20 protein-coding genes are annotated in these 17,705 nt (G+C 60.9%); 12 read left to right on the top strand and 8 right to left on the bottom strand.

The window, feature by feature from the left end:
* Positions 1 to 598: 598 nt before the first annotated feature.
* A complete protein-coding gene (locus C3Y91_RS31350) occupies positions 599 to 982 on the bottom strand; it encodes a hypothetical protein (protein WP_168576206.1) in 384 nt (127 codons plus the stop codon).
* Positions 983 to 1,181: 199 nt separating this feature from the next.
* On the opposite strand from C3Y91_RS31350, the gene C3Y91_RS31345 reads away from it, so the two are divergent.
* The 5 genes from C3Y91_RS31345 (at position 1,182) to C3Y91_RS31325 (ending at position 6,115) form a co-directional block, all read left to right on the top strand.
* Positions 1,182 to 2,459 carry an alpha/beta hydrolase gene (locus tag C3Y91_RS31345; protein WP_130660806.1) on the top strand — a complete coding sequence of 426 codons (1,278 nt, stop codon included), beginning with the start codon at positions 1,182 to 1,184 and terminating at the stop codon, positions 2,457 to 2,459.
* A gap of 184 nt (positions 2,460 to 2,643) precedes the next feature.
* Positions 2,644 to 3,894 (top strand): NAD(P)/FAD-dependent oxidoreductase, encoded by a 1,251-nt coding sequence (locus tag C3Y91_RS31340; protein ID WP_130687510.1) that lies wholly within the window; start codon positions 2,644 to 2,646, stop codon positions 3,892 to 3,894.
* A 9-nt stretch (positions 3,895 to 3,903) separates the two neighbouring features.
* Complete coding sequence (locus C3Y91_RS31335; protein ID WP_130687512.1) at positions 3,904 to 4,614, top strand: SDR family oxidoreductase; 711 nt, start codon at positions 3,904 to 3,906, stop codon at positions 4,612 to 4,614.
* Positions 4,615 to 4,629: 15 nt separating this feature from the next.
* A complete protein-coding gene (locus tag C3Y91_RS31330; protein WP_130687514.1) occupies positions 4,630 to 5,667 on the top strand; it encodes a 4-hydroxyproline epimerase in 1,038 nt (345 codons plus the stop codon).
* Between the two features lie 28 nt (positions 5,668 to 5,695).
* Entirely contained in the window at positions 5,696 to 6,115 is a 420-nt protein-coding gene (locus C3Y91_RS31325; RefSeq protein ID WP_130687516.1) for a hypothetical protein, read from the top strand.
* 7 nt (positions 6,116 to 6,122) lie between these two features.
* On the opposite strand, the gene C3Y91_RS31320 is transcribed toward C3Y91_RS31325, so the two are convergent.
* Entirely contained in the window at positions 6,123 to 6,791 is a 669-nt protein-coding gene (locus tag C3Y91_RS31320) for a TetR/AcrR family transcriptional regulator (protein WP_174827174.1), read from the bottom strand.
* A gap of 81 nt (positions 6,792 to 6,872) precedes the next feature.
* Between C3Y91_RS31320 and C3Y91_RS31315 the strand changes: the two genes are divergently transcribed.
* The gene (locus C3Y91_RS31315) at positions 6,873 to 7,613 is read left to right on the top strand and encodes an SDR family NAD(P)-dependent oxidoreductase (RefSeq protein WP_130687520.1); all 741 of its coding nucleotides are present in this window, start codon (positions 6,873 to 6,875) and stop codon (positions 7,611 to 7,613) included.
* 75 nt (positions 7,614 to 7,688) lie between these two features.
* On the opposite strand, the gene C3Y91_RS31310 is transcribed toward C3Y91_RS31315, so the two are convergent.
* From C3Y91_RS31310 to C3Y91_RS31300, 3 genes are read right to left on the bottom strand one after another with little or no spacing between them, the layout of a single operon-like run.
* On the bottom strand, positions 7,689 to 8,069 hold the full coding sequence (locus C3Y91_RS31310) for a TfoX/Sxy family protein (protein WP_130685835.1): 381 nt from the start codon (positions 8,067 to 8,069) through the stop codon (positions 7,689 to 7,691).
* Entirely contained in the window at positions 8,062 to 8,424 is a 363-nt protein-coding gene (locus tag C3Y91_RS31305) for a nuclear transport factor 2 family protein (RefSeq protein WP_130656289.1), read from the bottom strand. The genes C3Y91_RS31310 and C3Y91_RS31305 overlap by 8 nt, the downstream gene beginning before the upstream one ends.
* Complete coding sequence (locus C3Y91_RS31300; protein WP_130687524.1) at positions 8,421 to 9,002, bottom strand: TetR/AcrR family transcriptional regulator; 582 nt, start codon at positions 9,000 to 9,002, stop codon at positions 8,421 to 8,423. The genes C3Y91_RS31305 and C3Y91_RS31300 overlap by 4 nt, the downstream gene beginning before the upstream one ends.
* 156 nt (positions 9,003 to 9,158) lie before the next feature.
* Here C3Y91_RS31300 and C3Y91_RS31295 point away from each other — a divergent pair, with 156 nt between their 5' ends.
* The 5 genes from C3Y91_RS31295 (at position 9,159) to C3Y91_RS31275 (ending at position 13,124) form a co-directional block, all read left to right on the top strand.
* Positions 9,159 to 9,320 carry a hypothetical protein gene (locus C3Y91_RS31295; protein WP_018068765.1) on the top strand — a complete coding sequence of 54 codons (162 nt, stop codon included), beginning with the start codon at positions 9,159 to 9,161 and terminating at the stop codon, positions 9,318 to 9,320.
* Between the two features lie 92 nt (positions 9,321 to 9,412).
* Positions 9,413 to 10,276, top strand: coding sequence for an alpha/beta fold hydrolase (locus C3Y91_RS31290; RefSeq protein ID WP_018496517.1), 864 nt, complete (start codon positions 9,413 to 9,415; stop codon positions 10,274 to 10,276).
* A 32-nt stretch (positions 10,277 to 10,308) separates the two neighbouring features.
* Positions 10,309 to 11,313, top strand: coding sequence for an NADP-dependent oxidoreductase (locus C3Y91_RS31285; protein ID WP_024323888.1), 1,005 nt, complete (start codon positions 10,309 to 10,311; stop codon positions 11,311 to 11,313).
* Positions 11,314 to 11,604: 291 nt separating this feature from the next.
* Positions 11,605 to 12,003 carry a DUF2147 domain-containing protein gene (locus C3Y91_RS31280; protein ID WP_226306916.1) on the top strand — a complete coding sequence of 133 codons (399 nt, stop codon included), beginning with the start codon at positions 11,605 to 11,607 and terminating at the stop codon, positions 12,001 to 12,003.
* 26 nt (positions 12,004 to 12,029) lie between these two features.
* Positions 12,030 to 13,124: an alkene reductase gene (locus C3Y91_RS31275; RefSeq protein ID WP_163857580.1), complete on the top strand. Its 1,095-nt coding sequence runs from the start codon at positions 12,030 to 12,032 to the stop codon at positions 13,122 to 13,124.
* A gap of 26 nt (positions 13,125 to 13,150) precedes the next feature.
* On the opposite strand, the gene C3Y91_RS31270 is transcribed toward C3Y91_RS31275, so the two are convergent.
* Complete coding sequence (locus tag C3Y91_RS31270; RefSeq protein WP_018496513.1) at positions 13,151 to 13,732, bottom strand: TetR/AcrR family transcriptional regulator; 582 nt, start codon at positions 13,730 to 13,732, stop codon at positions 13,151 to 13,153.
* A 185-nt stretch (positions 13,733 to 13,917) separates the two neighbouring features.
* Here C3Y91_RS31270 and C3Y91_RS31265 point away from each other — a divergent pair, with 185 nt between their 5' ends.
* Entirely contained in the window at positions 13,918 to 14,820 is a 903-nt protein-coding gene (locus C3Y91_RS31265) for an alpha/beta fold hydrolase (protein WP_131712499.1), read from the top strand.
* A gap of 78 nt (positions 14,821 to 14,898) precedes the next feature.
* Here C3Y91_RS31265 and C3Y91_RS31260 read toward each other — a convergent pair whose 3' ends face one another.
* Together C3Y91_RS31260 and C3Y91_RS31255 are read right to left on the bottom strand one after the other, a co-directional pair.
* Positions 14,899 to 16,446 (bottom strand): putative bifunctional diguanylate cyclase/phosphodiesterase, encoded by a 1,548-nt coding sequence (locus C3Y91_RS31260; RefSeq protein WP_168576205.1) that lies wholly within the window; start codon positions 16,444 to 16,446, stop codon positions 14,899 to 14,901.
* 467 nt (positions 16,447 to 16,913) lie between these two features.
* A complete protein-coding gene (locus C3Y91_RS31255) occupies positions 16,914 to 17,588 on the bottom strand; it encodes a hypothetical protein (RefSeq protein WP_168576204.1) in 675 nt (224 codons plus the stop codon).
* Positions 17,589 to 17,705: the final 117 nt, after the last annotated feature.

Below are 17,705 nucleotides of genomic sequence, written 5' to 3'. Positions count from 1 at the left end.
CGGATAAAGGGAAGTTACAAAGGTGCCGGCAGGCGGATGAGCGGGCCACACGGCATCACCCCCCTCATCATTCCTATCCCGCCACGCGTTGTAGGAAAGACCGGCTTCGCCGGCCCCTCATCCGCCCTACGGGCACCTTCTCCCCGCTGGGGAGAAGAGGGAGTCGAGATGTTGCGGTATGTCCCTTCGCTCCGTTTACGCGGCCGAAGGACGGGTCGAGATCTGTGGTTCGACCCGGCGGCGTGCCGGCAGGCGGATGAGGGGGCCAGCCCATTGGCGATCCGAGAGGGCCGCAATTTTCGGCATAATTTTGACCATCCGGTCAAACATGCTGCAAAATGAGGCGGCGACCTGTTATTTTGAGGGCAAGCCTTGCATCCAGTGCATTGCTGCATTGCGGTATTTTCGCTATTCCGAATCAAAAGAATTGGCTATTACTATCTTCGTAAGCAGCGCACTCCTCCTCCCAGCGCTCTTACATCGGACTGGCAACACTCCTCCTCCCAGTTGTCAGTCAGGATCAAGAGCCCGGCGCACCTCCTCCCGCGTCGGGCTTTTTTCTTTTCCCGCAGGTCTCTTTTCCCCAAGTCGAAATCGATCAATCGCCGATCCGGGCAACACCGGTCTTGCCATTGTCGCGGGTCCATTTGACCTTGTTGGCGCCGGCGCGTTCGAGTTCGAAGCACATCGGCTTGCCCTTGTTCCAGCTCTGGAATTTCTGGCAGAGGCGGTTGGCGTCGATCCACCATTGGCCGGTATCGCTTGGTTTGACATAGCGGCCGAGGCCGATTGCCTGACCGTTGCCGTCGACCGTGCCGGAGGAGCGGAAGATCAGCGGCAGTTCACCGCCGAGCGGTGTGGAGAGGTAGACCGTCTTGCCGATGATGTCGCGGCGGATATCGGCTTCGCCGAGCGTCTCCGTCAAGCCGACCGAAGGCATCAGCATCAATGTCGATAAGCATGTGATCGCGAGCGCCTTCATGACCGTGATCCATCGATTGAATCTGATCGGAAAAGAACGCCGGGGGCGGCCGAAAGTTTCAGGAGCATTTCCAGCAAAAGCGTGCAGCTGTTTTCACAGGAGCGCTCTTGTTCATTTCCCGCGGTTTGACTCGGCAAGCCTCGTCGGACTATTTGAACGGGCGCCGCCTGTCCGGTGCGTGAACCGATTGGAGTTGGTCATGATCGGCAAAAGACGCGCCCCGCGCGCGGCCCTGACAGGTCTTCTGGTAGCAATGATGGCGCTTTCCGGCTGCGGCGGCAGGCCGGTCGGTGTCATGCAGGCGGCCGGCACCGCGGCCCCCGGCACGTCGAAGGTCGATCTACTCGTCGCCACGACGCGCGCTGCCGACGATAATCCCGCCGTGCTTTTCTCCGGCGAACGCGGCACCGGGCTCGCGGTCAATGCCGTCGATGTCTCGATCCCGCCGGAAGCCAATCGCAAGGTCGGCCAGGTGCAATGGCCAAGCCGCCTGCCGGCCGATCCGCTGCGCGATTTCGTCACCGTTTCTGTCGATCCCCTGGAAGGCGAGCGGGCCGGCGAGACCTGGCTGAAGTCCCATATGCCGAAGAGCCGTCGCGTACTCGTCTTCGTCCACGGCTTCAACAATCGTTATGAGGATGCCGTCTACCGCTTCGCGCAGATCGTCCACGATTCGCATGCCGATGTCGCGCCCGTCGTCTTCACCTGGCCGTCGCGCGGCAGCATCTTCGATTATAATTACGACAAGGAAAGCACCAACTATTCCCGCGACGCGCTGGAGGAGCTGCTGACCCGCACCGCCGCCAATCCCGCCGTCAGCGACGTCACCATCATGGCCCATTCGATGGGCACCTGGCTCACCGTCGAAGCGCTGCGGCAGATGGCGATCCGCAACGGTCACGTCGCTCCGAAGATCAACAATGTCATCCTTGCCTCGCCGGATCTCGATGTCGATGTCTTCGGCCGCCAGTTCGCCAGCCTCGGCAAGGACAGGCCGCACTTCACCATCTTCGTTTCGCAGGATGACCGGGCTCTGGCGCTGTCGCGGCGCATCTCCGGCAATGTCGACCGGCTCGGCCAGATCGATCCCTCCGTCGAACCCTATCGCAGCAAGCTCGAGGCGGCCGGCATCACCGTGCTCGACCTCACCAAGCTCAAGGGCGGCGATCGGCTGAACCACGGCAAATTCGCCGAAAGCCCCGAAGTGGTGAAGCTGATCGGCGACCGGCTAATTGCCGGCCAGACGATCACCGATTCCAATGTCGGCCTCGGCGAGGCCGTCGGCGCCGTGGCGATGGGCGCTGCCCAGACCGCCGGAAGTGCCGTCAGCGTCGCCGTCAGCACGCCGATTGCGATCTTCGATCCGCGCACCCGGCGCAACTACGATGCCCAGCTGAAGCGTCTCGGCCAGTCGATGAACAACACCGTCGGTTCGGTCGGCGACAGCGTCGGCGCCGGCCTGCCGGAAAGCCAGTAAAAATTCCACAGAGCAATTCCAGCAAAAGTGCACAGCGGTTTTGCGTTTCGGAATTGCGAAAAAAACAAAGAAATAGAGAACTTCCGTGATTCCGAAAAAACGGAAATTCTCTAGGCATCGCATCTTGATGTGATATATCAGGTTGACGACGGCAATTCTGTCTGCCGTGCGATGGGTTGATGGCATGGCGGATGAGACGAAGAAGAGGGTAGCGGTCGTCGGCGCAGGCGTGATCGGCGCCTCGATCGCTTTCGAGCTGCAGCGGCGCGGGTTTGATGTGACGCTGATCGACAAGGGCGAGCCGGGTCGCGGCACCTCTTTCGGCAATATGGCGAGCATTGCGCTCGATTTTGCCGCCGGTTCCGGCCCTTCGACCTGGAAGAAGATCCCCGGCTGGCTGCTCGATCCGGAAGGTCCCGTCTGGCTGCGGCCCTCCTATGCCGCCAGGATGCTGCCCTGGTTCCTGCGCTTCCTCGCTGCCGGCCGGCCCTCGCGGCTCCGAGAGATCGAGGATGCCGGCATGCGCCTGTCGAACCGGGCGCTCGGCGATTTCAGGCAGATGCTCCAGGCGATTGGCGCACCCGAGTTGATGACCGAGGAGGGTTGTCTCGCGATCTACGAGACCGAGGCGGAATTTGCCGCCGACCGTGGCCATCTCGCCATGATGCAGCGCTACGGCCTCGAATTCGAGGTTTTGAGCAACGGCGCCATCCAATATCACGAACCCACCCTGTCGCCGGCGATCGCCAAAGCCGTGCTGCTCCCCGACAACAAGTCGATCCGCGATCCCTATAAGCTGGTGGTCAAACTCGCCGACGCCGCAAAAGCTGCCGGCACCACTTTTGTCTCCGGCACTGTGCGGAATATCGAGCGCCGGGGTGATGGCACCGCTGTCGTCCTCCTCGAGGATGGCAGGCGGATCGAGGCCGGTTCGGTCGTGCTTGCCGCCGGCGTCCACACCCGTTTCCTTGCGGAAAAGCTCGGCGAGCCGATCCCGCTCGAAACCGAGCGCGGTTATCACACGCAGATCATGAAGCCCGGTATCTCGATGCGCTATTCGGTGATCTGGCCGCATCGCGCCTTCATGGTGACGCCGACGGCGGGCGGCATTCGTGTCGGCGGCAATGTCGAGCTCGCCGGTCTCGATGCCGCGCCCGATTTCCGCCGTCCGCGGGTGCTGGTGCGCCATGCCCAGCGTGCGCTGCCCGGTCTGAAGGTCGAGGAGACGACGGAATGGATGGGGCACCGTCCGGCGCTGCCCGATACGATCCCGATCATTTCGCCCTCGTCGAAAATGCCCGGCGTTTTCTATGCGACCGGCCACGGCCATCTCGGCCTGACCTTTTCGGCGACGACAGCGCTGGTGATCGCCGATATGGTGACCGGGCTCAAACCATCCCTCGACATGACCCCGTTCCGCATAGACCGTTATTAGGAGGCCCCGATGTCCGATACCACGAAACCCGTAGCGCTGATCACCGGCGGCGGCCGCGGCATGGGCGAGGCGATCGCCCGCGAGCTCTCCGCGCAGGGCCATCAGCTGGCGCTGATGTCGCCGTCCGAAAGCTGTGAAAAGCTCGCGGCCGAACTCGGCGGCGTCGCCTCGCGCGGCGTGGCCGAAAAGGCCGAGGACCTCAAGGCGATCTTCGATCTGACGATGAAGACCTATGGCCGCATCGACGCCGTCGTCAACCTGAGCGGCCATCCGCCGAAGGGCGACCTGCTCGATATTTCAGACGAGAACTGGACGCTCGGTTCCGACATGATGATCCTGTCGCTGGTGCGCATGGCGCGGCTGGTCACACCAGTCATGCTGAAACAGGGCAAGGGCGCCTTCGTCAACATCACCACTTTCGCGGCTTATGAGCCGTCGCTGGTCTTCCCGGTTTCCTGCACCTATCGCGCCGCCGCCGGCGCCTTCACCAAGCTCTATTCCGATCGTTATGCGGCCGACAATATCCGCATGAACTGCATCCTGCCGGGCTATATCGATAGCCTCAACCACAAGCCGGAGACCGCCGAGAAGGTCCCGATGAAGCGCATCGGCCATGTGGAGGAGATCGCCAAGACCGCGGCCTTCCTGCTCTCCGAAGGCGCGGGGTATATCACCGGCCAGAATATCCGCGTCGATGGCGGCGTCACCCGTCACGTCTGATCTGGAGTTTTCGATATGAGATGGAAGCGCACGATCCAGCTGCTGGATGTCCACGCCGAAGGTGAGATCGGCCGCGTCGCGATCGGCGGCGTGCCGAAGATCCCCGGCGATACCATTGCGGCCCAGCTGCATTGGCTGAACACCGATCCGAAGGGCGACGAGCTCCGCCGCTTCCTTTGCCTGGAACCGCGCGGCGCGCCCATCGGCTCGGTCAACCTGCTGCTGCCGGCGCGCCACCCGGAGGCTGACGCTGCCTTCATCATCCTGCAGCCCGACCAGGCGCATGCGAGCTCCGGCTCGAACTCGATCTGCGTCACCACGGCCTTGCTCGAATCCGGCATCGTCGAAATGAAGGAGCCGGAGACGATAGTCACGCTCGAAACCGCGGCCGGCCTCGTCAAGGCGACGGCGACCTGCCGCGACGGGCGCTGCGAGAAGGTCAGGCTCACCATGGTGCCCTCCTTCGTGCATGAGCTCGATGTCGCAATCGACACGCCGCATTGGGGAAGGATCAAGGCCGATATCTGCTATGGCGGCATCTTCTATGCGCTTGTTGATGTCGGCCAGATCGGTCTGACGATCGAGAAGGCCAATGCCGCCGGCCTCGTCCAGGCCGGCATGATCCTCAAGGAACTGATCAACCGCGACATCAAGGTCGTCCATCCCGAGATCCCGGCGATCTCGGGCGTCGCCTATGTCATGTTCCGCGATACGGAAGCCGATGGCACGGTGCGCACCTGCACCACCATGTGGCCGGGCCGGGCCGACCGCTCACCCTGCGGCACCGGCAACTCCGCCAATCTCGCCACGCTTTATGCCCGCGGCAAGGCCAAGGTCGGCGACACCTTCACCTCGAAATCGATCATCGGCTCGGAGTTCGAGGTCGGGCTGCAGGCGGTGACCGAGGTGGCCGGCCGCCCCGCCGTCATCCCCACCATCACCGGCCGCGGCTTCACCTTCGGCCTGACCCAGGTGGCCCTCGACCCCTTTGACCCGCATCCGAACGGTTTTGCGCTGACGGATGTCTGGGGACCGGCGGCCGGGGAGATCTGAGCGTTTATCGGAAACATATTGGATCTCAATGAGCTATCCCGGCCGGAGACTTCCATTCACGGTTGAAGTTGGGAAACACGGGGAGCCTCCGCCGCTCAATGTTTCTCATCTGTCGGAGGGCCGCATCGTCCTCATTGGGGGGAGCCGGATATCGGGCACGTATGAACTTCGGCAAGAAATTACCTTTGTTGACGAAGGCAACCGTTGGGAGAACGAGGACCTCTACTCCAAGCTAGTCGATCTCAATTCGAATCGGGTTCCCTTTCAATTTCAGCCAAGAGAAATGGGATCACCTGATATGCTGATGGCCTGGTGGCAAGAGATCGGGAAGATCAAAGTGAGCTTCAAGGAGATATTCTGGCGTAGTCCAGATGATTGGCTGCTCACGACGATTGAGCCTCCTGTCATCGGAACGCGTGGTTGGGCCGGACCCAAACCTTTCGGGTGAAACGCGATCAGCCTTGCCTGCGCTCAGCATCCCCGGTTCGAGTGTCAAAACCCAGCATGGCCAGCTCGGCGACGGCCTCCAGTTCGCCGCGGGTCGCTCCGTCGCGGGCCAGGATCGACATGCCATTCTGTACGGTCTGGACGAAGCTGGCAAGCGCGTGGACGTCGGTCGAGGCCGGAATTTCGCCTTCTGATATCGCCTGGTTCAGGCGCGCCTTCAGACGGTCGAGCGTGACGGCGCGGGCGGCGCGCACCAGTTCGCCGAGTTCCACATGGCCCTCGCTGCCGACCGAAGAGAGCGCCACCATGCAGCCGCGGGGAATATCCGCGACACAGCCGGTCAAGGCAGCGGCTGAATCCATCAGAAACGACCTCACCGCCTCACGGGACGTGCCCGCGGAGAAGAAGCCTGCCCAGACGAGCGCCTCGTTGTTGTCGCGATAGTGGCGCAGCGCCTCGGCATAGAGCGCCTCCTTCGAGCCGAATGCCGCGTAAAGGCTCGGCGATCCGATCCCCATCGCCTCGGTGAGGTCGGAGATCGAGGTCGCCTCGAAGCCCTTGATCCAGAACAGGCGGGTCGCCTGCGCCAAGGCTGCTTCCCGATCGAACGCCCGCGGCCGCCCGCGACTGCGGGCAGGGGTTTCATCGAGGTTCGACATCTCATCCGATTTCTGCATCGATCATTATATAAACCCATTGACACCCCATCGCAACGTGCCTAGCTATTTATGTGTCGATCACTACAGAAAGAGAAGATCATGACAGAACTGGCTGGAAAGCGTGCCCTCGTCACAGGTGGCTCGCGTGGCATTGGAGCCGCCATCGCATTGGCGCTTGCCGACAAAGGCGCTGATGTCGCCATCACCTATGAGCGTTCGGCCGATCGCGCCGCCGAGGTCGTCCGGGCGATCGAGGGCAAGGGCCGCAAAGCGCTTGCCATCCAGGCCGACAGCGCCGATCCGGCGGCCGTGAAGCGCTCGGTCGACGAGGCCGCCCAGGCACTTGGCGGTCTCGACATTCTCGTCAACAATGCCGCAATCGCGCTTTACGCCGCGATCGCCGACGTCAGCGTCGAGCAGATCGATGCGCTGCTTGATGTCAATGTACGATCGCCCTTGCTCGCTTCGCAGGCCGCCATTCCCTATCTGCAGGCAGGAGGCCGCGTCATCACGATCGGCTCGGTCGGCGCCGAACGCATCGTCGGCGACACCGGCACGGTCTATTTCATGACAAAATCCGCGCTCCATTCGTTTACCCGCGGCCTCGCGCGGGAACTCGGATCTCGCGATATCACCGTAAACCTCGTCCAGCCGGGTTCGACCGACACCGAGATGAATCCCGCCGACGGCGACTTTGCCGACTTCCAGCGTGCCTTGATCCCACTTGGCCGTTACGGCAAGCCGGAAGATGTGGCGGCCGCTGTGGCTTTCCTCGCAAGCCCTGCTGCAAGGCACATCACCGGAACCATCCTCACGGTGGATGGCGGCTTGAACACCTGAATCGGGAGATGTTGCTTCCGGCCCTCAAAAGAGCGGGGGACCGACAGATGTCGGCCCCTCTTTCTCACCGATGCGCTAGCCGGACGGAGTGACGGCCAGGATCGTGTCGGAGAGCCTGTGGCTGGGCGTGGGGGTCGCGTGCAATGCGCGCTCCGCGTAGCTGTGCAGCAGCGCGGGATCGTCGATCACACGTGCAGGAACGGCGTAGTAGCGGCGAACCGTCACATCCCTGCCGGCGGCGCGATAGCTGAACGGTTCGCAGCCATCTGCCTCGAACTCCGCGCGCATCGCTTCGTCGACGCGGAGATACAAAGTGCCCTTCATGACGAAACCGAACTGCGCGCCGTTTTGGACCAGGGCGGAGCCGCCGAAGAAGCGCCTGATATCGATGCAGCCTGCTGGGGCGATCTGGCTCGCAAAGTCGAGCGCCAGTTCGCGTGTCGCCTCGCTACTCATGGTGCTGCTCCGCCAGAGGATCGAAGAAGCCGGTGATTGCGCCGAGCCGGCCATCGGAAATCACCCCGAAGCTCGTGCCGGTCTGCAAGACCCTCTCGTCCTCGTGGCGCAGTGCCCAGCGCGCCAGTGAACGTTCATTATGATGGAGGACGCTCAATATCTTGAACCGGCCTCCCGGCATGCTCTCCTTGAAGCCGGCCATGTAAGCCGAGAGACCGGCGCGCCCGGCGATTGTTCCATTCGGGTCGCAATAGGTCACATCGTCCGCGAGGCAAGCCAGCATTTCCGGCTCGCGAGCGTCAGCATCCAGCGACCAGATGGCCGCATATCGATGCCATAGGGCCTCAGGTGTCACAACAGCGTCTCCAGTTGATTGAATTCGTCTTCTATCGCCTGCCGCAGGCCGGCCTTGTCTTCGCCGCCGCGAATGAGCACGAGGATGCCCTGATAGAAGGCCAGAAGGCGGATGGCTGTCCTGTTCGCCTTGGCTCCATCGGCGTCCCGAGCGAAGGTCGGCACTTCGGTCAGCCTCGAGCGGAATGTGGTGCGAAGGAGGCCGAGCGCTGCCTCGACACGGGGATGCGGATCGGCAACACCGCCGAATTCCACCGCCATGTTGGTGATCAGGCAGCCGAGCGCGCCATCGTCGGGCTCATGCAGGAGCGACAGGAACAATTCGCGGAGGCCTTGAAGCCCGCTTCCGGGCGGCGCAAACCGCTCGATGCGTCCCTCCAGCACCGTCCGGTTGTAATGTCCGAACGCCGCGTCGAAGAGGCCGGCCTTGTCGCCGAAGGCGTGATAGATGCTTCCGCCTTTGAGCCCCGTTGCCTCCTCGAGGTCCCGGATCGACGCACCTTGATAGCCGTGCTTGCGAAAGATCTGCATCGCCCCCTTCAGCACTGCCTCCTCATCGAATTCCCGCGTTCGGCCCATCGTCACTCCGATTCTTTATCGTTTGTTCTAGAATGACTGATCAAGAATACAAACGCAACGGCCTCCCATGATTTTCCGAGAAAATTCTCGCCTGGTCGAGCTCGGGCATGCCCGGCGAGCGCGGGACTGGCATGTACCGAAGAGCGTCTCGGGCTCATGACGAAGTTTGAAGTGAGAATAGATTATCTCGACGCCGATGATGTTCGCACCCTTCCTGGCAGCAATAATGCGGGTTCTAGCCTGAGGGAGATGGCGGTTGAATCGGCTAAAAAATTCCGCTTGACAACTTTGATGATGAATATCATTAATCAACTATGATGATAGTTGTCATTAAAAAGTTGAACAATCGAAGCTGGCTGCTTTCCCTCCGACCCAAGCCTGCCGGTTCGGGTGGGATAATGGAGTAAACGATGAACACGTCTGTGAGATATCTTCGGTCTGCCACGTGTTATGCCGAGGCTCCCAATCTCTGGATCAATGTTGGGGAAACACCTTTTGCCTATCGCGACCTTGGCCTTCAGGGTGGCGTGCCGGTCATTCTTCTCAACCATTGGGGCGCGGTGCTGGACAATTTCGATCCCCGCATTGTCGATGGTCTTGCCACCAGGCATCACGTAATCGCCACCAATTACAGGGGTATCGGCGCCTCAGGCGGTAAGGCTCCTTTGACCATCGACGAGATGGCGCGCGACATGATCGCGTTGATCCGGGCGCTTGGGTTTAAAAAAGTCGATCTGCTTGGGTTTTCTCTCGGGGGATTTGTCGCGCAGGACATCACACTGAAGGCCCCCGATCTCGTGCGCAAACTCATTTTGACCGGAACCGGCCCGGCCGGCGGCAAAGGCATCGAGAAGGTCGGAGCAGTGTCCTGGCCGCTGATGATCAAAGGTCTGCTGACGTTGCGCGACCCAAAAACCTATCTGTTCTTCACGTCCACTGCCAATGGTCGCCGGGCCGCGAAAGCCTTTCTGGATCGGCTGAAAGAGCGGAAGGCGGGAAGGGACAAGGGGCCCGCTCCAAGGGCCTTCCTGCGGCAACTCAAGGCGATCAAAGCCTGGGGGCGGCAGGCGCCTCAGGATCTCGGCCGGATCAATGTCCCGGTCCTGATCGCCAATGGCGACAATGATATCATGGTCCCGACCGTCAACAGCGCCGATCTGGCCCGCCGCATCCCCGGGGCGGAGCTGGTTATCTACCAGGACGCCGGGCATGGCGGGATTTTCCAGAACTATGCCGATTTCGTGCCGAAGGCCTTGTCCTTCCTTGGCGCCTGACGCCGCAATAAAATTCGAATTGGAGAGGCCCCGTGAAGGCATTCGTCGTTGATAAGTACAAGAAGAAGGGCGCTCTGCGTCTGGCCAACCTGCCTGAACCGGAATTGCAGGACAATGATCTCCTGGTCCGGATCCAGGCCACGGCCGTAAACCTCCTGGACTCCAAGGTCCGGGATGGAGAGTTCAAGCTTATTCTTCCCTATCGTCCACCCTTTATCCTGGGGCACGACGTTGCCGGAACGGTTGTAAAAATTGGACCAGGCGTCCGGCGCTTCAAGGTGGGCGACGAGGTCTACGCTCGGCCACGCGACCATCGGATTGGCACATTCGCAGAATTCATTGCCATTGATCAATCCGATGTAGCGCTGAAGCCGAACAACCTCAGCATGACGGAAGCGGCGTCCATCCCGCTGGTGGGGCTGACTGCGTGGCAGGCGCTGGTCGAAGTGGGCAAGGTGAAACCCGGCCAGAAGGTCTTCATTCAGGCCGGTTCCGGCGGGGTCGGGACTTTCGCCATTCAGCTCGCCAAGCATCTTGGCGCGACCGTTGCGACGACGACGAGCGCTGGCAATGCCGAGTTGGCCAGAAGCCTCGGGGCGGATGTGGTGATCGACTACAAGACACAGGATTTCGAGAAGGTCTTGTCGGGTTACGATCTCGTTCTGAACAGTCAGGATCCAAAGACGCTCGAAAAATCTCTGGGCGTGCTGAAGCCGGGCGGCCAGCTCATTTCCATTTCCGGTCCGCCCGATCCTGCATTCGCCGGGGAACTCGGCCTGAATCTGTTTCTGAAACTGGTGCTGCGCCTGCTGAGCCGAGGCGTTCGGAAAAAGGCCAAGCGCCTTGGCATCCGCTACTCGTTCCTGTTCATGCGCGCCGAAGGGCAGCAATTGGGTCAAATCACCGCGCTGATCGAATCGGGCGCGATCCGACCGGTCGTCGACAAGGTGTTCCCGTTTGAGAAGACCGGGGATGCGCTGGCCTATGTCGAGACCGGGCGCGCGAAGGGCAAGGTGGTCATCACGGTCGCCGACTAAAGCATGTCGCGCAAAAGTGTGCAGCGGTTTTGCGACAACGACATGCGTAAAAACAAAGACCTAAAGCGCAACAAGCGAATCTGACAGATCGCGATGCGCTTTAGAACCCGCAGAGATCTCAGCGACTCTTCATGACCTCTGCGACGCTGGCGGCATCGAAACCCTTCGCCCGGAACAGCCGTCTTTACGCCTATCCGCCGACACACGCGTTCAACGCAATTCAAGGAGCTGACAGCATTGCATATATTGAGACGGTCCACCGTTTTCGCACTCGCCGCCGTTGCGGCGCTCATGTCATCGGCGGCATGGGCTGACAACACCTCGCCCGTTGGCTTGTGGCGGAATGTCGATGACGTCAGCGGCAAACCGAGGGCCTTGGTCCGGATTACGGAATCGAATGGTGCCTTGCAGGGCAGGATCGAAAAAGTCTTTCTCGCCGCGAACGAAAGCCCGACCTGCGCGAAATGCGAAGGCGCACTCAAGGACGCGCCGGTCGTGGGCTTGGTCATCCTGAGCGGCCTGAAGAAGGACGGCGACGACTATACCGGTGGCCAGATTCTCGATCCGGACAATGGCAAAGTCTACAGCAGCAAAATCCACCTGACCGATGAAGGCAAGAAACTGACCGTGCGCGGCTTCATTGGCGTGTCATTGCTCGGGCGCTCACAGGTCTGGGAACGTCAGGAATAATTTCTAACCCTTGGTGAAAGTAAAACATGACCAGCAACACACTCTTTGAGCCTTCCGTCCTCGGCTCTCTCACACTCTCCAACCGGATCGTCATGGCGCCATTGACGCGCAACAGAGCGGGCGCCGGGTTTGTGCCGGGCGATCTCATTGCCGAATATTATGCGCAACGGGCCTCGGCAGGCCTGATCATCTCGGAGGCGACCCAGATTTCGCAGCAGGGTCAAGGCTACCAGGACACGCCCGGCATCTACACAGAGGCGCAGGTCGACGGCTGGCGTAAGGTGACCGACGCGGTGCATGCCAAGGGCGGCCGCATCTTCCTGCAACTCTGGCATGTCGGTCGGGTATCTCATGTCGACCTGCAGCCGGATGGGCAGCACCCGGTGGCGCCTTCCGCCATCAGGGCCGAAACCAAGACGTTTGTGAACAACGCCTTCGTGGATGTGTCAGCACCTCGGGCGCTCGAACCGGGCGAGATCCCCGGCATTATCGCGGATTTCCGTCGCGCCGCCGCCAATGCGATTGCCGCCGGTTTCGATGGTGTCGAAGTTCATGGCGCCAACGGCTACCTGCTCGACCAGTTCGCCAGGGATGGAGCGAACACCCGCACCGACGCCTATGGCGGGTCGATCGAAAACCGCGCCCGGCTGACGCTGGAGGTGACGGCCGCGGTCATCGAGGAAGTTGGAGCGGAGCGAACCGGCGTTCGGATTTCGCCGGTGTCGCCGGCCAATGGGATCTCCGCAACCGACCCGCAGGCGCAGTTCAACTACATCGTCGAGCAGCTCGACGAGATGGGCATTGCCTACCTCCATGTCGTCGAAGGCGCGACGGGCGGGCCGCGCGATGTTGCACCCTTCGACTATGAGGCGCTTCGCCGCAGGTTCAAGAACACTTACATCGCCAACAACGGCTACGATCTGGAACTCGCAACGACCAGGCTGGAGCAGGGACTGGCGGATTTGTTTGCCTTCGGCAGGGCGTTCATCGCCAACCCGGATTTTGTCGAACGCCTGAAGGCCGGTGCACCGCTGGCCAATCTCGATATGGCGACGCTCTATGGCGGAGGTGCTGCGGGCTACACCGACTATCCCGCCATGGCCGCGCCGGTCGACGCCTGATTGCATAGGGCCGCGCATGCGCGGCCCTATTGCTTGCGCGCATGATTTTCGATGGCGTCACGGCAGTTGACCCGGCAGGCATCCAGGATTTCATCCGCCAGGGAGGAATTGTCCGGGCAGGCTCTTGAAAGGACGATGGCGCCCACGGCCTGAGCAAGGAGGCTGATCGTCAGCGCACGCGATCCGGCGCCAGAGGCGTGATCTCGCGCCATGTCGCCCTCGAATGTGCTCAGGAGGTTCTCGATTCCTGCAGCAAAAGCCGATCTCGTCTCATCCGGCTGCCGTGCTGCTTCGCAACTCAGTGCCGCAGCGGAGCATCCCTGGCCGCGAGCATCCCGGTGCTCCCGCGAGATATAGGCTTCGATGGCGGCAAGCGCATCATATCCTGCGTAGCGTTCCGCGGTCTCGCCGAAACCCCTGGCGGTCGCCGCTGCGATCAGCTCCTCCTTGGATCGGAAGTGGTTGTAGAAGCCGCCATGAGTGAGCCCGGCACGCTCCATCAGTTCCGCCACCGCCACGCCATCGAACCCGCGCTCGCGAAACAGTTCGGAAGCGATGGTAATAATCCGCTCGTAGTTTTCCTGCTTTTTTTCCTTGGTGATCCGCACTTCGCAGCCCTTTCGACGGCCATGCCCAAACTATGATGTCGTGCGTCATTATAGCTTGACTTATTGATGACGTATATCATTAATAATGTCAACCAATGTAAGGATTACATCAAGGTAAGACGCCACCTCACGGCATCCAACCCGCTGTAGAGGCGTCACAATCGTCGCGAAACGGGGAGGGAAGTATGTTTGAGGGTTTTGAAAGCGGCCGGATTGCCGTCGACGGCGTGGAGATCGCTTATGTCGCTGCGGGTGCGGGGGAGCCGCTGCTGATGCTGCATGGCTTTCCGCAGACCAAGGCACTCTGGGCACGGATCGCACCAGAGCTGGTCGCGCTTGGCTATCGGGTGATCTGTGCAGATTTGCGCGGCTATGGCGCCTCCGACAAACCACCGGCTCGCGCTGATCTGACCAATTACAGCTTCCGCGCCATGGCAGCCGATCAGCTCGGTTTGATGAAAACGCTTGGACATGAGCGGTTTCACTTCGTGGGTCACGACCGCGGTGCCCGGGTGGCGCACAGGCTGGCTCTCGACCATCCTGCGGCTGTGGCCAGCGTCACTCTGATGGACATCGTGCCGACGGCGGTGATGCTGGGCGACCTGCGCCGCGAGGTCGCTCAAAGCTACTGGCACTGGTTCTTCCTCGCTCAACCCGCGCCCTTTCCGGAGCGAATGATCGAAGCCAATCCCGATCTCTTTTACGAAACCTGCCTGCTTGGATGGGGCGCGGCGGGCCTGCGGGATTTCGACGTCGAACAGCTCGCGGCCTACCGGGCTTCATGGCATGATGCCAAGGCGATTGCCGGCGGCTGCAACGATTACCGTGCGGCGCTGGCCGTCGATCTCGCCCACGATCTGGCGGAGCAAGGGAGACGTATATCGGCGCCTGCGCTGATCCTCTACGGCGCCTCCGGCGCGATGGCCAAACACTATGATCTCCCAGCCACCTGGGCGGATCGCTGCACGACCATCGACGCTCGCGCTGTACCAGGCGGGCATTTTTTCCCAGACTCCGCGCCGGTCGAAGTTACAGAACAAGTGGCTGCGTTTCTTGGGCGTCATCCCTTTACTCCTGTGTCGGAGTAAAGTCCGGACGATTGCACCGGCACGCCGTCACCCTAAGCCCGTGTCGGCTCTGAATCAGAACCGACACGCCGCGGCCCATCAACGACGTTGCAAAATTCTGGTGCTAACGTGATCTGTGGCAAGCTCCGCGGCCGGCGCTGGCCTACCAAGCAGATATCCTTGGCCGATGTCGCAACCCAGATCCTGAAGCCGCTGAAGTTGGCTCTCTTGTTCGATACCCTCGGCGGTTATCGTCACGCCAAGTCCGACGCCCAGAGCGATGATGGCCTTGATCACCTTGTCCTGCTTCTCATTGGTTTCGAATGAAGAGACGAAACTCCTGTCGATCTTGATCTTGTCGAACCGGTAGTTGGAGAGTTGTGAGAGGCTGGAATAGCCTGTTCCAAAATCGTCGAGAGCAATCCTGACCCCAGCGTTCACCAGATCGTCGAGGACGATTCGTGCAGTGACGGCGTCTTGGATGATGGCGCTCTCCGTCACCTCAAGCTCGACCCTGTGCGTCGGCAGACCGACATCGCCCAATATCTTGAGAATTCTGAGCCCCAGCAACCGATCGCTCAGTTGGATCGGCGAAAGGTTGAATGACAGGACGAGCTCACTTGGCCAGGAAAGCGCATCGGTGCAGGCGTGGCGAAGCAATTGGTCCGTCAATTCGACGATCAGCCCGGCTTCCTCTGCCACAGGAATGAATTCGTTCGGCGGGATGAATTCGCCGGAGGCGATCTTCCAGCGTGCCAGCGCCTCAAAGCCGATAATCTTGTTCGTCTTCAGGTCCACGAGCGGTTGATAGTAGGGAACGATCTCAGCCTTCCTGATGGCGGCTCTTAGATCGGCTTCCACCCGAATCCGTTTCGCCAACTCATCCTGCATCGAAGGGACGAAGGGCTTCACCAGATTGCGCCCCTGCTTTTTGGCGACATACATCGCACAGTCCGAATGTCGGATGACCTGGCTTAGGTCATCGCCGTTCTCCGGATAAAGTGCGAAGCCGACACTGGCGCCGAGGTCGACGGCGACGCCATTGAATGTGAAGGGTTTGCCGATCACGCTCACGATGCGGTTCCCCAACGCGGCAAGATCGGGATTTCCAGTGCACCGCGCCAGAACGACAAACTCGTCTCCGCCAAGACGAAAAACGTGCTCACGCGGAAAGAGGGAAGAGAGCCGCTGGGCGACAGTCTTCAGCACTGCGTCACCGTGATCGTGCCCCAGGAGGTCGTTGACCTTCTTGAAGCCGTCGAGATCGATGCTGAACACGGCATAGCTTTCCTGTGCCCTTTGGTCGCTCATCGCCTGCGCGCAGATGGAATCCAGAAATCTGCGGTTCGGCAGTTCGGTCAGCGTGTCGTGACAGGCAATCCAGTCTACGTTCTTTTCGGCCTGCAGCCTGCGATGAACCTCCCTCGAAAGATCGCTGATCCGCAGCGCGGAATAAATCAGCCCGAGAAACCCGGAGATGTTCATGGCAAGGAGCGCGTGGTCGAGCGGATAGTCATGATGCTTCTCGATGAACGCATCCAGCCCCTCATGCCAGTCGAAGGACCACGATAGGCAGAAGAGAAGCAGGAAGACCGCGAGCCAGACAACGATCTCCACCTGGGGTCTGGTCGGTTGGATGCGAGGCATATGAACAGGCTCCTGTTGTGTGACGAGCCGTCATGGCCAGTTTGGAGAACCGCATCGTCCCCGACATGTTTTCAATCAACAGCCGACATGGCTGATGCTCGCATCACCGAATGCCGGGTCGGGCATTGCAGTCGTTGATCAAACTGCGCAGCACCGACAAGTCCGTAAGATCGTTACCTTCGAAGGTTAATGGCGGGTTGCATTGACGAAGGTGCGGGCGTTTCGCTGCGTGAATTGGATATGTTTCCCGTAAATCGGATGGGGCCTCGATTTCATGGTGTGTGCCGGTCGCCGCTATCTGCCATTCTTCGAACGGCTGAAGAACCCGCCGGAGGATCAGTAGTCCTTGAAAAGGAATGGGCGTGACGGGTTTACAGCGCCCCCGCGTCTTTTCAGCATCTGCACGCCGCCAGCGACCGCGGATCGGCTCGGCAATCTCGCCAGGGTAGGGCGCATCCCAGGGCGGATCAACCTGCCAGCATGGTATCCCCCAGGCTGTAGCAGTGGCTCGCCTGATAGGCGTTCCGACCTCGGTTCATGTGCGTCACATTGAAAGTCCGAATGGCGCGCAAGATGCGGCGCTCTGCGAGGAATTTGCGGATCGAGGCGGAGCCCCGCACAGTGATGCCGAAAATGTCCTCGCCGCGCGGAAAAAAATAACCGACGTCTTCGGGCGTCGTGACGCAGTCCTCGAGAAAAGGCCCGTCCACATCGCCCTGCGCGGGTGAATGGTCCATGGTGAAATGCGAAAGATGCACCAGGAATCGTGCACGCAGGCCCTCGCCGTCGGCATAGAGCGTGAAAAGCTCCATCCAGCTCGCATTGACGCGGACGAGCGGCTTGTCTGAGGTCGAGGGCAGACATGAAACCGACCAGTAGTGACGCTCGGTCTTACGCGGGATGGGAATGCAGGCCTGCCCGTATACCCCGAGAATTTCCAGAACGTCTTGCGCCTGCGGGCGACGAAGCAGCTTCTCGAACCGTGGGACGTACTTGAACCGCTGCTCCAGGGACTCCGAGCGTTCTTCGGCGTCGATCAACTCCGCCTCGCCTTCTATCCAATCGCGCTGCTGCTCAGGATCCAGAAACTTGCGCAGACCGGTGGTGCTGCGACGAGGAACCGTGCTCATGTCAGGTGCCATGTGAGACCCGTCTCCTCATCGCTTCACCGGCCTGATCCCGCACGTGTCCATAGAGCCGCGCGACGTCCGCTCCTGGCGGTGAGGCACCGTTCGCAGCATTTGGCTTGCCGAGCGGTT

Source organism: Rhizobium ruizarguesonis (assembly GCF_012349115.1).
Lineage (GTDB): Bacteria > Pseudomonadota > Alphaproteobacteria > Rhizobiales > Rhizobiaceae > Rhizobium > Rhizobium ruizarguesonis.
The sequence above is the reverse complement of the archived record's forward strand: the minus strand, read 5'-3'. Positions and strand labels throughout refer to the sequence as shown.

Excerpts from the sequence above, each read along its gene's own strand:
- C3Y91_RS31350 (WP_168576206.1), bottom strand. The coding sequence starts at position 982 with ATGAAGGCGCTCGCGATCACATGCTTATCGACATTGATGCTGATGCCT.
- C3Y91_RS31345 (WP_130660806.1), top strand. The coding sequence starts at position 1,182 with ATGATCGGCAAAAGACGCGCCCCGCGCGCGGCCCTGACAGGTCTTCTG.
- C3Y91_RS31340 (WP_130687510.1), top strand. The coding sequence starts at position 2,644 with ATGGCGGATGAGACGAAGAAGAGGGTAGCGGTCGTCGGCGCAGGCGTG.
- C3Y91_RS31335 (WP_130687512.1), top strand. The coding sequence starts at position 3,904 with ATGTCCGATACCACGAAACCCGTAGCGCTGATCACCGGCGGCGGCCGC.
- C3Y91_RS31330 (WP_130687514.1), top strand. The coding sequence starts at position 4,630 with ATGAGATGGAAGCGCACGATCCAGCTGCTGGATGTCCACGCCGAAGGT.
- C3Y91_RS31325 (WP_130687516.1), top strand. The coding sequence starts at position 5,696 with ATGAGCTATCCCGGCCGGAGACTTCCATTCACGGTTGAAGTTGGGAAA.
- C3Y91_RS31320 (WP_174827174.1), bottom strand. The coding sequence starts at position 6,791 with ATGCAGAAATCGGATGAGATGTCGAACCTCGATGAAACCCCTGCCCGC.
- C3Y91_RS31315 (WP_130687520.1), top strand. The coding sequence starts at position 6,873 with ATGACAGAACTGGCTGGAAAGCGTGCCCTCGTCACAGGTGGCTCGCGT.
- C3Y91_RS31310 (WP_130685835.1), bottom strand. The coding sequence starts at position 8,069 with ATGAGTAGCGAGGCGACACGCGAACTGGCGCTCGACTTTGCGAGCCAG.
- C3Y91_RS31300 (WP_130687524.1), bottom strand. The coding sequence starts at position 9,002 with ATGGGCCGAACGCGGGAATTCGATGAGGAGGCAGTGCTGAAGGGGGCG.
- C3Y91_RS31295 (WP_018068765.1), top strand. The coding sequence starts at position 9,159 with ATGACGAAGTTTGAAGTGAGAATAGATTATCTCGACGCCGATGATGTT.
- C3Y91_RS31290 (WP_018496517.1), top strand. The coding sequence starts at position 9,413 with ATGAACACGTCTGTGAGATATCTTCGGTCTGCCACGTGTTATGCCGAG.
- C3Y91_RS31280 (WP_226306916.1), top strand. The coding sequence starts at position 11,605 with ATGTCATCGGCGGCATGGGCTGACAACACCTCGCCCGTTGGCTTGTGG.
- C3Y91_RS31275 (WP_163857580.1), top strand. The coding sequence starts at position 12,030 with ATGACCAGCAACACACTCTTTGAGCCTTCCGTCCTCGGCTCTCTCACA.
- C3Y91_RS31265 (WP_131712499.1), top strand. The coding sequence starts at position 13,918 with ATGTTTGAGGGTTTTGAAAGCGGCCGGATTGCCGTCGACGGCGTGGAG.
- C3Y91_RS31260 (WP_168576205.1), bottom strand. The coding sequence starts at position 16,446 with ATGCCTCGCATCCAACCGACCAGACCCCAGGTGGAGATCGTTGTCTGG.
- C3Y91_RS31255 (WP_168576204.1), bottom strand. The coding sequence starts at position 17,588 with ATGGCACCTGACATGAGCACGGTTCCTCGTCGCAGCACCACCGGTCTG.